The 13,476-nt window shown below is 45.7% G+C and carries 12 protein-coding genes; 6 read left to right on the top strand and 6 right to left on the bottom strand.

Going from position 1 to position 13,476, the window contains the following annotated elements:
- Nucleotides 1-4: 4 nt before the first annotated feature.
- On the bottom strand, nucleotides 5-514 hold the full coding sequence (locus UJ203_RS11315) for a MarR family transcriptional regulator (protein WP_322010825.1): 510 nt from the start codon (nucleotides 512-514) through the stop codon (nucleotides 5-7).
- Nucleotides 515-1,117: 603 nt separating this feature from the next.
- Here UJ203_RS11315 and UJ203_RS11310 point away from each other — a divergent pair.
- A complete protein-coding gene (locus tag UJ203_RS11310) occupies nucleotides 1,118-4,993 on the top strand; it encodes a metallophosphoesterase (RefSeq protein ID WP_322010823.1) in 3,876 nt (1,291 codons plus the stop codon).
- 19 nt (nucleotides 4,994-5,012) lie between these two features.
- Here the strand turns inward: UJ203_RS11310 and UJ203_RS11305 are convergent, their stop codons facing one another.
- From UJ203_RS11305 to nagA, 3 genes are read right to left on the bottom strand one after another with little or no spacing between them, the layout of a single operon-like run.
- Nucleotides 5,013-5,744 carry a GntR family transcriptional regulator gene (locus UJ203_RS11305; protein ID WP_322010821.1) on the bottom strand — a complete coding sequence of 244 codons (732 nt, stop codon included), beginning with the start codon at nucleotides 5,742-5,744 and terminating at the stop codon, nucleotides 5,013-5,015.
- Between the two features lie 13 nt (nucleotides 5,745-5,757).
- Nucleotides 5,758-6,486 carry a glucosamine-6-phosphate deaminase gene (gene nagB / locus UJ203_RS11300; RefSeq protein ID WP_322010819.1) on the bottom strand — a complete coding sequence of 243 codons (729 nt, stop codon included), beginning with the start codon at nucleotides 6,484-6,486 and terminating at the stop codon, nucleotides 5,758-5,760.
- On the bottom strand, nucleotides 6,483-7,673 hold the full coding sequence (nagA, locus tag UJ203_RS11295; RefSeq protein ID WP_322010817.1) for an N-acetylglucosamine-6-phosphate deacetylase: 1,191 nt from the start codon (nucleotides 7,671-7,673) through the stop codon (nucleotides 6,483-6,485). The genes nagB and nagA overlap by 4 nt, the downstream gene beginning before the upstream one ends.
- Nucleotides 7,674-7,855: 182 nt before the next feature.
- Here nagA and hprK point away from each other — a divergent pair, with 182 nt between their 5' ends.
- From hprK to UJ203_RS11270, 5 genes are read left to right on the top strand one after another with little or no spacing between them, the layout of a single operon-like run.
- Nucleotides 7,856-8,788 (top strand): HPr(Ser) kinase/phosphatase, encoded by a 933-nt coding sequence (gene hprK, locus UJ203_RS11290; RefSeq protein ID WP_010332023.1) that lies wholly within the window; start codon nucleotides 7,856-7,858, stop codon nucleotides 8,786-8,788.
- A 13-nt stretch (nucleotides 8,789-8,801) separates the two neighbouring features.
- Entirely contained in the window at nucleotides 8,802-9,611 is an 810-nt protein-coding gene (gene lgt / locus UJ203_RS11285) for a prolipoprotein diacylglyceryl transferase (protein ID WP_105953995.1), read from the top strand.
- Between the two features lie 23 nt (nucleotides 9,612-9,634).
- Nucleotides 9,635-10,573 (top strand): nucleoside recognition domain-containing protein, encoded by a 939-nt coding sequence (locus tag UJ203_RS11280; RefSeq protein ID WP_322010814.1) that lies wholly within the window; start codon nucleotides 9,635-9,637, stop codon nucleotides 10,571-10,573.
- Nucleotides 10,570-11,220 (top strand): pyrophosphatase PpaX, encoded by a 651-nt coding sequence (gene ppaX / locus UJ203_RS11275; protein WP_322010812.1) that lies wholly within the window; start codon nucleotides 10,570-10,572, stop codon nucleotides 11,218-11,220. The genes UJ203_RS11280 and ppaX overlap by 4 nt, the downstream gene beginning before the upstream one ends.
- A 3-nt stretch (nucleotides 11,221-11,223) precedes the next feature.
- The gene (locus UJ203_RS11270) at nucleotides 11,224-11,745 is read left to right on the top strand and encodes an acyltransferase (RefSeq protein ID WP_069486864.1); all 522 of its coding nucleotides are present in this window, start codon (nucleotides 11,224-11,226) and stop codon (nucleotides 11,743-11,745) included.
- A gap of 19 nt (nucleotides 11,746-11,764) precedes the next feature.
- Here the strand turns inward: UJ203_RS11270 and pelC are convergent, their stop codons facing one another.
- Together pelC and UJ203_RS11260 are read right to left on the bottom strand one after the other, a co-directional pair.
- Nucleotides 11,765-12,430, bottom strand: coding sequence for a pectate/pectin lyase PelC (gene pelC / locus UJ203_RS11265; protein ID WP_010332018.1), 666 nt, complete (start codon nucleotides 12,428-12,430; stop codon nucleotides 11,765-11,767).
- A 249-nt stretch (nucleotides 12,431-12,679) separates the two neighbouring features.
- Nucleotides 12,680-13,429, bottom strand: a complete 750-nt coding sequence (locus UJ203_RS11260) for a C39 family peptidase (protein ID WP_322010806.1) — start codon at nucleotides 13,427-13,429, stop codon at nucleotides 12,680-12,682.
- Nucleotides 13,430-13,476 lie beyond the last annotated feature (47 nt).

The following is a 13,476-nucleotide window of genomic DNA, read 5'->3' as shown; positions in this document are numbered from 1 at the left end:
TTTTTTACTTTACAGGTTTCTCTGAAGCATCATCTGTTTGCTCAGCTTCAAGTCTGGAGGTAAGCTGTTCTAAAAATTTCAATACAGCATTCTGTTCATCTTGTGAGAATGAATCAAGGAATTGGTAAAATGCCAGCTCCTTTTTTTTGTGCAGCTTTTCATGCAAATCAAAAATCTGTCTGCCTTTACGGGTTAATTTGAAATAGACTTCTTTTTTGTTATCAGTCAGCTGATAGCGATTGATAAATTCCTCTTTGATCAGTTTTGTGCTGATTTTCGTTACGTTCGCTTTGGATAAGTTCATTTTTTTGGCAATTCCCGTATTATTAATCGGTTCATGTTGGCCAATACAGTCAATGACATGGATGCTAGTCATGTTTTTGGGAACATCAATCACATCTTCTTCTGCGGCCTCCTTAAAGAACTGCTGAAGTGAAGTATTCGCTTTTTGTTCATTAAGATGCAGAAGCCGAACGTATATGTCGTATATCATCTGTTTTGTCAGACCGGACATAGGCTACCTTCTTTCTTTGAATGAATGGTTTACCAGGAAATAATAAAAATTGTTTACTGGTGAACGATTTGATTTTATCTGTTCTTGTTTTTGTTGTCAATTGCTGGTGCTTAAGGAAGCTGAAAAATGACCAGTAAAAATAGTGTGGAAACCATGGAATTTGCACTTATTTTCAATTTTTCAGAGCTGATGATATTGACACATGGCAGAATAAGGGATGGAATGACCGTTGTTTACTGGTAAATATTAATTATGATAATCGTCTATGAAATGAAAAAGGTTATTACTGAAAATAATCCGTTGAAGCTTTAAGTGCTGTCTATCAATAATCCATCTCATTTTAAGAGGTAAATGAGGTGGAATCTGTACTGTGCTTATCTCTTTTTAATGCGAACTCTTGTATCGCTTGAAATCATTCATTATGAATGCTGTTATCCATCAATCTGCCTCTCTGATTTTATCGTTAACCGGTTAATTAACTTCGATTGACTGGATATTAGTGGTGATTTTGAGAGGCCGATGTCTTTTTGATCTTTTTGTACAAAAATTAACTCATAAGCTTCCCTGTTCAGACGCAAAATACGTGAAAAGGGAGGTGTCGTGATGAGAAAATACACAGTCATAGCTTCTTTATTATTGTCTTTTCTGTTTGTTCAGTCTGGCGGCCATCATGAAGCGAAGGCCTTGCCCGTTATAAAGCAGGAACCGTTCCAAACGCCTCATTACATACCCTTGCTTGAAAACCCTCCTCAAATTGAAGTGAAGTCTGAAATGAAGGGCAACCTGATCATTCAGGCGCATGTGCGTGACAGTGAGTATCAATCGTTTTCTGCCTTTTTGTTTTATAAACAAAGCAATGAACTGGGCTATAAAATGGTGCCGATGGACCCAACCCCTGGAGCCATCCGCCAGTTTTTGGCGCAAATTCCGAAGAGGTCAATCTGGAATAGCGAGCTCGAGTATTACATTGTGTTCTCGAATGGAAAGCAGCGGGTGGAGTCAGAAACGAAGACACTGAAGCTGGATGGATTTCAGGCTGATCTCGCCCATATCCCGGAGCTGCTGATCACCGAGCTTGCGGTTGATACAAAAAATACCGGGCGTACAGACGGTTATGAATTTATTGAGGTATATAATACAACCGACAGAACAATTGATTTTAAAGACTATCACATCCGCTATCGCTATCCGAAGGAAGGGCCGGACTCCGACCTGATTTGGAGACCTGAACAGCGGGTCGTCATTCCTTCTGGCGAAACCTGTGTATTTTGGCTCAAGCCTGTCGGACATCCTGAATTGACATCGGATGATTTTAACCGGCACTATCAGACACATTTGAGAGAAGGGGAAAATCTGTTGGTGCTGGAAGGAACAGAGGGCATGGCGAATACCCGGCCGCGTGCGGTTGCGATATCGACGAATACAGGGAAGGATATTTCAGTTGCGCACTACCGAAAGCATGCGCTGCGCCGCCTGTCGTCTGTGCTTTATAAATATCCTCTCGATGGAACAGCGGAACTGCTCAACATTTCAATAGCAGAAAAAAATCCGTCACCAGGCTCGATTTTACAGGCGCAGGTTCCAGAGCAAAAACGAAAAATGAGGCTTGATAAAGAAAAGCCGGTTATAGAAGATTTAACAGACCGCAAGCCTGTCCGTCCGGCTGAAAGCATTGAACTGCGGGCTGACATACGTGATCGCAGTTTAGTGAAAACGGCCGCCTTTTATTATCGGACAGATGAAAACAAACCGTTCAAACGCATTTTCGCTGAAAAAGACCGCAACGATCATTTGTACCATTATATTGTCTACTCACCTGAGCTGATCGGGAAGGATCAGCTTGAGTATTACGTTGTAGCCGGTGACGGGATCAATGAAGCGAAGACGCCTGTCAAAATGATTGATATTAAGCAAACAAGCAAGTCGCACGGTTTGCGGATGAATATAGAAAACAGAGATACACTTTCGGGGACACAGTTTCTCAAAGCGACTACGGATGGGGGGACTGACAGCATTAAGCTGTGGATTGACGGAAAAAAACAACTGACAGAGCCCGCCATGGAAAAAGAAGTATATTTTGCGTTCGATACCCGAAAAACGAACCTTTACTTTAAAAATGCTGTAACGATGAACGGCAAGGTGCTAAAAGTCTTCGATGATACGACAAATAAATACCGCACCTACTCTGTCCCTTTGCCGGAGACGCTGCTTCAAAAAGGGAAGCAGCTGCAGCGTATCACGATACGATCGGGTTCAAAGGTATCTCCGTTTGATACGGCTGAAAACCGTGATGACTTTTTAGTCAAAAATGCCCGATTGGTATTATCGGATGGAACGGTGATCAGGGATGAGCGTATTTCTCCCGAGAAGGAGCTTTTTATTGGGGATAATCAGCGCTCAAATAAAAGCTGGCCGTTTCAATTTCATTTGCCTGACGGACTGTTTACGTCACAGCTGCTGAAGTGGGATACAGAGAAGCTGACTGAAGGAGCCCATCATATTGCAGTAAGCGACGGGAATGAAAACCTGAGTTTTGTAGTGCGGGTTGATAATTCAGGGCCGCACATCGAACCGAATGTGACGGACGGACAGACGTATAAAGGAAACCTGGTTCTGCAGGCAGATATGTTTGATAAATGGAGCAAAATAGAGGAAACAGAGGCATTTTTAGATGGTGACAGCATTACGCTCCCGTATCATACGTCAACTTCTGAGCTGTCTCCGGGCAAACACACGCTGAAAGTCTCAGCAACAGATTTGGCTGGCAATAAAACGGTTATTGAGCGGACATTTAAGACAGAGCGGGAGCATCCGGACCAGCCGGAAATCGTAAATAGCGATGCCGATACGCACAAAGCCAAGCTTTCGGTGCGGGTGAAAGATCCGACGAATGACGCGATGGATGTGTCTTTTTACAGAGGCTTTCAATATACGGCGCAAAACAGAAATAATGTGAAAATTTTTAAGCATGCGTCACTGACTGAACCTCCGAAGAGCTTTGTCCCGGAAAGTGAGACGCCGTTTACCAATGAAGAAATGAATCGGGTGTCAGGAGCTGACGGAAAAACAGTGTCAACTGAAGAGAAGGAGCTTTTTCCTTATCACCGTTTTGAAGTGACGGTTGACCCGTCCATTGATGAGAATGATTTAGCTGAAGCCGTTTGGAGAGGAAGCTCTCTGCTGGGGAGAAAAGTGACAATGTACGCTTGGAATTACCGGACAAGCCAGTGGCAGCCGATTGACAGCTTCGTTGCCAAAGATGACAAAAAGTTCACGCTAAAGGCGTCTGTCATCGCTTCCGATTATGTGCGGAAATCTAAGATGAATATTATTGTTCAGGACGAAATTCCTCCTGCGAAGGATATGTATACCTTTGTCTGGATGTCAGACACGCAGTATTATGCAAAAAGCTATCCGCATATTTTTGATAAGCAGACTGCATGGATCAAAAATAACCAAAGGAAGCTGAATACGAAATACGTGTTTCATACAGGGGATATTGTAGATGATTCCGCGGATATCAGACAGTGGAGAAACGCTGATCAATCAATGCGTGTCCTGGACAACAGCGGAATTCCTTACGGCGTGCTGGCCGGAAACCACGATGTCGGTCATAAGGACGGCTCCTACAGGGCGTTTGGCAAATACTTTGGCAGCCACCGTTTCGATAAGAGACTGTATTATGGCGAATCGTACAAAAATAACCGCGGGCATTATGACCTCATATCAAGCAGCGGCAATGATTATATTATGCTGTACATGGGCTGGGGCATCACGGACGAAGACATCGCATGGATGAATCAAGTGCTGAAGAAGCACCCTGACAGGACAGCTGTCTTAGCTTTTCATGAATATTTACTCGTAAGCGGAAACAGAAGCCCGATCGGCGAGAAAATTTTCAAGAAAGTTGTCAAGCCAAACCCGAATGTCGTGATGGTGTTAAGCGGACATTATCACAGCGCGATGAGAAAAACAGACGAGCTGGATGATGACGGAGACGGAAAACCGGATCGTCTCGTACATCAAATGCTTGCTGATTATCAGGGCGGGCCCGAGGGCGGCCAGGGTTATTTGCGTTTGATGCAGTTTGACCAGGCAAACAATGTGGTGCATGTATCCACATACTCTCCGTATTTGGATGATAAAAACTTTTATGATACAGATAGTTACGGCAACAAGGATGAGTTTACGCTGGAGCTTGATCTGAAGCCAAGAATGAAAAGAGTAGAAACCGATTATTTTGAATGCAATGTCTATACAAACGAACAGCTCGGAAAACGCGAGAAAGTGAAAAGCGGGGAAACCGCCGAATTCCTTTGGGAGAATCTAGAGCCGAATTCTGTTTATTATTGGTACACCATTGTGGAAGACAGCTTTAACGGAAAAACGAAATCACCGATCTGGAAGTTCAAGACGAAAAAAGAAACCTATCGTCCAGCGCCAGACCAGTTTGATTTTCGCCGTGTCTCCAATCCTTAAAAAGGGGTTGGAGATTTTTTTATGACAGCCGATCCATGTAGTGAACAAAAGTATAACGGTCGCCCCTGTATACAGATTTTACATGCTCAAAAGCAGTTCCGTTCTGCAAATACGTTGTTCGTTTAATCAACAGGACTGGCGCCCCCTCTTGGATGCCAAGCATGTTTGCTTCATCCTGTGTTGCGGCGCTCGGTTCAAGCTCTTGTTTGGCGCGGGAAATCGGCGCGCTATTGTACCTTTCGATATGCTCGTAAATCGACGACTTGAAATGAGACGGATTTAATTCACCTGCCAGCTCAAATGGGATGTGTGAGGCTTCGATCGCCATAGGAATATCATTCGCCAGCCGAACCCGTGTGATTTTGTGGATGCGGGACGGGTGCCCGCATCCTAGTATGGCGGCCAGCTCCTCAGTCGAATCGATAAGCTGATAATTGATGAGCCTGCTGCTCGGCCTCATGCCGCGGCTTTTCATATCTTCGGTAAAGCTTGTAAGCCCTTGGAGCGCTTGCTCCATTTTTAACTTGCTGACAAAGGTGCCCCGGCCTTTCTGGCGATAGAGAAAACCTTCATTGACCAAATTAGAAAGCGCTTGGCGCACTGTCATCCGGCTGATCCCGAATTGCTCGGCATATTCCCGCTCGGAAGGGAGCGGCATATCCGGTTTCAGCTCTCCGCTCTTTATTTGGGCTTTTAATTGCTCCATAATCTGATAATAAATCGGGATAGGAGATTGTTTATCGATATTCATAGCGAAAATCCTTTCAATGCCTGAATCCCGCGGCTTCTTGATCAATCAAAACCGAAACGTTAGGATGCAGGTGCAAAGCAGACGCAGGGAATTCCTCGCTGACTTGTCCGTCCAGCAGCCTTTTGGCAGCTTCGGCTTTGCTTGTGCCGGAGATAAGCAGAAGAATCCGCTTGCTTGTGAGAATCGTTTGAATTCCCATTGTTACGGCTTTTTTTGGCACACTGTCAATGGAGGGAAAATATCTGGCATTGGCCTGACGGGTTTGTTCATTTAATGCCACGACATGTGTGCGGGACTGGAATGATGTACCTGGCTCATTAAAGCCGATATGCCCGTTCCGGCCGATGCCGAGAAGCTGAATGTCCGCTCCGCCAAGTGATTCAATCAATTGTTCGTAGCGTTTGCACTCGGCTTCCAGGTCACTTGCGTTTCCATCAGGGATAAAATGCCGGCTCGGTTGACTGTCGATATGCTGAAAGAAACGGTCATTCATATAGCGGTGATAGCTGTTTGGGTCATCACCTGAAAGCCCGGCGTATTCATCTAAATTAATCGTGGTGATGTTTTGAAAAGAAAGATTCTCTGTTTGGTGCAGGCGGATCAGCTCGCGGTACGTGCCTTCCGGTGTCCCGCCTGTCGCTAAACCGAGAACAGCATCAGGCTTTTCCCTGACTGTTTCAGCCACAATGCCGGCAGCTTTTTGGCTTAATGCCTCATACGATTGACATTCGATTACTTTCATATATGATCAGCCTCCTTGGATTTAAATGCAATGTTTCCGCGGCAGATGGTGAGAAGCACCTCACATTCACTGCTGACAATTACAAGATCCGCATCTTTTCCCTCTGTTATACTGCCTTTTCGGTCAAAGATGCCAAGCTGTTTGGCCGCGTTTGCTGAAGTTATATTTGCTATATCCGTCCAAGAGCAATTCGTAAACGCGCGCATATGCCGGGCGCCTTCATTCATTTTTAAAATCGAACCGGCAAGCGTCCCGTCCGGAAGAAGAGCTGTTTTCCCCTTTACTGTCACACTTTGTCCGCCGAACTCGTAGACTCCGTCTTTCAGTCCTTTCGCCCGCATCGAATCGGTGATCAAGATAAGCTTGCTGCTGCCTTTTGCTAAAAAAGCAAGCTTTGCCGCTAACGGATGGGAGTGGATACCATCAGCAATAAGCTCTGTGACATAACCCTCATGGGCGAGGGCTGTCCCGATTACTCCGGGTTCACGATGATGAAACGGGCTCATCGCATTGTATAAGTGAGTCATATGGCTGGCGCCTGCTTCAAAGGCTTCCAAAAGTAATGCGGAGTCTGCATCCGTGTGTCCCATTGACGCGATAATCGACTCATCCTTTAAATAACGGATCAGCTCAAATTGCTGGTCCTCCTCCGGCGCAAGCGTGACGATTTTGATCAGTCCGCCTGCCTCCTGCTGCCACTTCTTGAAAAGTGCCAGATCTGAGGGCCTGATCCATTCCTTTGGCTGCGCTCCGGCCCTTTTAGGTGATACAAAGGGACCCTCCAAATGAATTCCGATCAATTCCGCACCTAAGGAAGAGGATTTCTCCGCAGACATCCAATCTCTCGCGTTTACCAGAGCTTGAGAAATTTGGCCGTGCTCCTGTGTGATGGTTGTCGCTAAAAAACTCGTTGTGCCTTCCTCAGGCAGTCTTGAGGACATGGCATCGAGCGCGGAAAAGCTCGCATCCATTGTATCTGCGCCATAGCCGCCGTGAATATGAATATCAATCAGCCCCGGAAGCAATACGGCATCCTTTGGGCCTTGAATTTCCTTTGAGTATTGCTCTTTTGGCCGTTCTGTTGAGACAGCGCTGATTTTTCCGTCCTTGACCCCAACATAGCCGTTTTTGATCACTTCATTTTCTGTCACGATACTGATTCCGCTGAGAAGAAGACTATCTGCCATAAATGATCCGCCTTTCTGGAATATGAATACGTTTATTTTACTCTTTTTCAGACTAGTGATCTAGACCAGCTGACACGTTTGCCAATCTTTTATAAAATCTGTTTTAGGTTCAAGCCCGAAAGTGATAAAATGAAATTATTGTTGAGCAAGCTCGGGTTATCCCGGAACAGGAGGAACATATCGTGGCAAAGGTTCGGACAAAAGATGTAATGGAACAGTTTCATTTGGAATTAATCAGCGGAGAAGAAGGAATTAACCGCCCGATTACGATGAGCGATTTATCAAGACCAGGCATTGAAATTGCCGGATACTTTACATATTACCCCAGGGAGCGCGTGCAGCTTCTGGGGAAAACAGAGCTCTCTTTCTTTGAACAGCTGCCGGAAGAGGATAAAAAGCAGCGAATGGACTCTCTATGCACGGATGTAACACCAGCTATTATTCTGTCTAGAGATATGCCTATCCCGCAGGAGCTCATTGACGCTTCCGAGAAAAACGGCGTGCCTGTCCTCAGATCGCCTTTGAAAACGACCAGACTGTCAAGCCGATTGACCAACTTCCTAGAAAGCAGACTTGCGCCAACCACAGCCATTCACGGTGTGCTTGTAGATATATATGGCGTCGGAGTGCTGATCACAGGGAAAAGCGGCGTCGGAAAAAGTGAAACCGCGTTGGAGCTTGTGAAAAGAGGCCACCGCCTTGTTGCTGATGATTGTGTTGAAATTCGGCAGGAGGATCAGGATACCCTTGTCGGAAACGCCCCTGAGCTCATTGAGCATCTGCTTGAAATTAGAGGGCTCGGCATTATAAACGTCATGACGCTGTTTGGTGCCGGTGCGGTCAGAAGCAATAAACGAATTACTATTGTGATGAATCTTGAACTCTGGGAGCAGGGCAAGCAATACGACCGTCTTGGACTCGAAGAAGAAACAATGAAAATCATTGATACAGAAATTACAAAACTCACGATACCTGTCCGTCCGGGACGAAATCTCGCGGTCATTATTGAAGTGGCTGCTATGAACTTCAGATTGAAGCGGATGGGCTTAAACGCCGCTGAGCAATTTACCAACAAGCTGGCGGATGTCATTGAAGACGGTGAACAAGACGAATAGGAGTTGGCAATAAATGAATGAAGCGATAGAACCACTCAATCCGATAGCGTTTCAGCTGGGGCCGTTAGCCGTCCATTGGTACGGAATCATTATCGGCCTCGGTGCTTTGCTGGGGCTTTGGATTGCCATGAGAGAAAGTGAGAAACGAGGACTGCAGAAAGATATTTTTATCGATCTCGTCCTTTTTGCGATCCCAATCGCGATTATTTGCGCACGGATTTATTACGTTGCATTTGAATGGGATTATTATGCCGAACATCCGGGTGAAATCATAAAAATCTGGAAGGGCGGCATCGCGATTCACGGCGGCTTAATCGGTGCCATTTTGACAGGCTATGTCTTTTCGAGAGTGAAAAACATTTCTTTCTGGAAGCTTGCGGATATCGCGGCGCCAAGCATTTTGCTCGGTCAGGCGATCGGCCGCTGGGGAAACTTTGTCAATCAAGAGGCACACGGGGAGGCGGTCAGCAGAGCCTTTTTAGAAAACCTGCACCTGCCTGAGTTTATCATCAATCAAATGTACATCAACGGCCAATATTATCATCCTACTTTTTTATATGAATCACTATGGAGCTTTGTCGGCGTTATGATGTTGCTGCTTTTGCGCAGAGCGAATTTGCGGAGAGGCGAGCTGTTTTTAACCTATATCATTTGGTATTCAATCGGAAGGCTCTTTATTGAAGGAATGCGGACTGACAGCTTAATGCTGACGAGTTCGCTTCGCATCGCTCAGGTGATCTCAATCGTATTGATTGTTTTGGCTGTAGCAGCCATCATCTTCAGACGCGTCAAGGGGTACTCGGCGAAGCGTTACGCAGAGTAGACGGTAACAAAGGGGGATGAGGGATGAAGAAGATTTTTCTGGCCGGTATTGCGGCAGGTCTTCAAACAACATGGACACTCGGCAAAGTCATTTTTCCGGTAACGCTGGTGGTCACTTTGCTTCAGCATACGCCTGTCATGGATTGGCTGGTACGGCTGATTACACCGGTGATGGGCCTGTTCGGGCTTTCCGGTGAAGCGGCGATCCCGCTTGTTCTTGGGAATATGCTGAATCTGTACGCGGGGATTGCCGGGATATTGACACTGGATTTATCCGTGAAGGAAGTTTTTATCTTAGCGGTGATGCTTTCATTCTGTCATAACTTGATTATCGAATCGACAGTCGCAGCAAAGGTCGGGATCAGGATTGGCATCATATTGGCAGTGCGCATTGGTTTGGCAGCTGCTTCTGCAATCGTCATTAATCTCATCTGGCATGGCGGGCAGGAAACGGCGCAGTACGGTTTTATCGCTGCAAAGAGTGATGCGCCTGACGGCTGGCTGGCGATGCTGGCCGAGGCTTTCATGAAAGCCGGTCTTGGCGTTTTGCAGCTGGCGGCAATTGTGATCCCGCTGATGATCATCATTCAATTTATGCGAGACTTAGGCTGGCTGCACACGTTTTCGAAGTGGCTGTCTCCGTTTACGCAGATGCTCGGCATGAATAAAAATACCTCGATGACAATGGTTGCCGGCTTGACAATCGGTCTGGCCTACGGAGCGGGTGTCATGATTAAGGCAGTCGAAGATGACGGCGTTGGCAGGCGCGACATGACACTGGCCTTTATTTTTCTCGTTGCCTGCCATGCCGTCGTTGAAGATACACTTGTCTTTATTCCGCTTGGCATTCCAGTTTGGCCGCTTTTGCTGATCCGGGTCACTACGGCTGTGCTGCTGACAATGGCTATATCGTATACGTGGAAAAAATGGAAACCCTCAGCGGTTGGAAAGGAAGCAGTATGACTGATAAACAAGTTACGACAATTCTGTTTGATTTAGACGGGACCCTTATTAATACGAATGAATTAATTATCGCGTCATTTTTGCATACGCTGGAGCATTATTACCCGAGCCGCTATAAACGTGAAGATGTGCTTGCGTTTATCGGCCCGTCTCTTTTTGAAACGTTTTCTTCAATGGATGCTGAGAAAACTGAAGATATGATCAGCATGTACAGAACATACAATCACCAGATGCATGACACACTTGTCACCGAATATGAAACGGTTTATGAAACGCTGGATGAACTAAAAAAAGCAGGCTTTACATTAGGAATTGTGACAACAAAATTAAGAGATACTGTCAATATGGGCCTTAAGCTGACGGGCATCGGCGAATTTTTCGAAACCGTTGTTACACTTGATGACATCACGATGGCAAAGCCTGATCCCGAGCCTGTTCTGCTGGCGCTGAAACAGCTGGGAAGCGAGCCTGCGGAAGCCATCATGGTCGGCGACAACTATCATGATATTCTGGCGGGTAAAAACGCCGGCACAAAAACAGCCGGGGTCGCTTGGACGATTAAAGGCCCGGAAGCGCTGGCGAAACATGAGCCTGACTATATGCTTGAGAAAATGAGTGATCTATTACAAATCGTTGGAGTGAAGTAATCTGTGAGAAAAACAGACCGGCATCCGGTATCAGGTGCTAACTCACTGTGGCATGTCTATCAAACGGTGCCTTTTTTGAAGGTAGTGAAGAATTTCATGATTATTCAAATCGCGAGATACACACCGTTTATAGGGATGAAAAACTGGCTGTACCGTACATTTTTGAGGATGAAGGTCGGGAAGCAGACATCCTTTGCCCTCATGGTGATGCCCGATATTATGTTTCCGGAAAAGATCTCAGTCGGAACGAATTCAATTATCGGATACAATACGACCATTTTGGCCCATGAGTATTTAATTCAGGAGTATCGAACCGGTAAAGTCCTGATCGGAGACGAAGTGATGATCGGAGCCAACACGACCATTCTGCCAGGCGTAGAAATAGGGAATGGCGCAGTCGTGTCCGCCGGAACGCTTGTCCATAAGGATGTGCCAGCCGGAGCATTTGTCGGCGGAAATCCGATGAAAATCATATACACAAGGGAAGAAATGCAGGAAAGAATAAAAAGCCCGCTGAATAAATAGCGCGGGCTTTTTCTGTATATTAAAATTGAGTATTGTTTTTTTCCGTTACGTGCTGAACGCCGATCCATTTCTTGCCGACGTTGGAGTATCTTGTGTTCGTCATGGTGACAGTGCTCGTTTTACTGTCCGTACGGAAAATCGCTTCCTTCATGTTTGTGATGGTGCATCTGTCGATAATGACATCGGTATGGAAGGTCGACCCGCCCAGCTGTCTAATAAACTTTCCGCCGTTATCCGCAGTGAAGTTTTTCACTGTAAACGTGCTGGCTTTATTGATTTGAAAGATTTTATCAGAAGCTTTTTGGGCAGAACCGCCGTCAATGGTTACTTTTCCTTCCTTCTTCACAGTTAACGCGTCCTCACCAACATCTTCCCACGTCACATTCTGAATGTTAACGTTTCCATAAGTGTGCACGCCATCAGCAGCAGGAGCTCCGAGCACTACATTTTTCAGAGTTGCTCCGTCTTCCACACGAAAAACAGGCTTTTGATTTTCGGATTGGCTTCCGTCACCCAATTCTTTTCCTGCTACAAACCGCTGTCCCTTCCCGTCATATGTTGTATTTTTTGGCACGATAATTGTTTCATGAACCACTTTGTCAGCTGCAAAAGCAGTTGATGTCTGAAACTGGCTGAAGCCCATAACCAAACTGAACATAAATAGGATAGACACGATTTTTTTCAATGATAAAATCCTCCCCGGATATCTTTAGTTTTGTAAGAGAAGCGTCAGCATCTTGCACCGGCTTCTCTCACATAGATCGGGGCAAGGCTGAATCTGTTTTAATCATAAAAATAGCCAGCCTGAAAGTAAAGACAAATTTGGATGGAAAATGGAAAATGCGCCATTGTTACCTGATTTAAACATCAAGCATGAATATTGGCGTATTTGCTCAGGAGAGAGCATAAGAAAAGCTTGTGAAAGCGGGCAGCTTTACTTTTGAACGACGATGGCTTGGCTGCCCATTTGCACCCACGCTTTTTCGAAGCTGGTCCGGTCTGTTTTTCTGTTTTTATAGCCATAAGGGTCATTCACATACACGTAATTTTCATCATAACCCGTGACGGCGACACTGTGTTCGCTGTACGTGATATCGATCGTTCCGTTTGGCGTTTTCCATGTCTGCATGTTGTCAACCGGCGTAAAGTTGGCTGTCGTGATAACCCAAACCGGGTTGCCTTTCTCAAGCTGCTCATAAACAGCAGAGATGCTTTTTCCTGTCAGATCAGAAACGCTGTCTCCCGCATAGGTTTTAGCGAGCTGATAGATCGGGCCGTGATAGACACCTAGCCCCGGGCCGTTCGCCATATCACCGACAAATCCATCATTCGGATCACCTTTTAATCCGCTGCTGTATGTCAAAGGCACTGTTGCGATCTGGTTTGCCAGTGTATTCTTTGTCACGTTGTATCCCGCATAGTTCAGCACCATTGCAAGGCTCGTCACCTCACAGCCATTATAGAGCTTTGGGGCATCCATCTGATTGAAAAGCGTGACGTCCATCGGCTCAGCGCTTCCTTTCAGTTTCTTCTCTTTGTTTGCAGCTGTTTCAGATTCATTCTTCGTTGCACCTAAATCAATTTTGAAAAACGAAATATCTATATCTTTTGCATATATTTTGATGCCGAAGAAAATGACAGCAGAAAGTATGATCAGTACACATAATGTTCGCAGTGTTTTCATCTTTAACTCCTTGTTCTCTATTTGATTTGTATTATAGCATGCCAAAC

The sequence above is a fragment of the Bacillus sp. V26 genome, from assembly GCF_034296245.1.
In the GTDB taxonomy this organism is placed as follows: domain Bacteria; phylum Bacillota; class Bacilli; order Bacillales; family Bacillaceae; genus Bacillus; species Bacillus halotolerans.
Note: the sequence above shows the minus strand (reverse complement) of the source record. Positions and strands in the feature narration are given on the sequence as shown.

Excerpts from the sequence above, each read along its gene's own strand:
- UJ203_RS11315 (WP_322010825.1), bottom strand. The coding sequence starts at position 514 with ATGTCCGGTCTGACAAAACAGATGATATACGACATATACGTTCGGCTT.
- UJ203_RS11310 (WP_322010823.1), top strand. The coding sequence starts at position 1,118 with ATGAGAAAATACACAGTCATAGCTTCTTTATTATTGTCTTTTCTGTTT.
- UJ203_RS11305 (WP_322010821.1), bottom strand. The coding sequence starts at position 5,744 with ATGAATATCGATAAACAATCTCCTATCCCGATTTATTATCAGATTATG.
- nagB (WP_322010819.1), bottom strand. The coding sequence starts at position 6,486 with ATGAAAGTAATCGAATGTCAATCGTATGAGGCATTAAGCCAAAAAGCT.
- nagA (WP_322010817.1), bottom strand. The coding sequence starts at position 7,673 with ATGGCAGATAGTCTTCTTCTCAGCGGAATCAGTATCGTGACAGAAAAT.
- lgt (WP_105953995.1), top strand. The coding sequence starts at position 8,802 with ATGAATGAAGCGATAGAACCACTCAATCCGATAGCGTTTCAGCTGGGG.
- UJ203_RS11280 (WP_322010814.1), top strand. The coding sequence starts at position 9,635 with ATGAAGAAGATTTTTCTGGCCGGTATTGCGGCAGGTCTTCAAACAACA.
- ppaX (WP_322010812.1), top strand. The coding sequence starts at position 10,570 with ATGACTGATAAACAAGTTACGACAATTCTGTTTGATTTAGACGGGACC.
- UJ203_RS11260 (WP_322010806.1), bottom strand. The coding sequence starts at position 13,429 with ATGAAAACACTGCGAACATTATGTGTACTGATCATACTTTCTGCTGTC.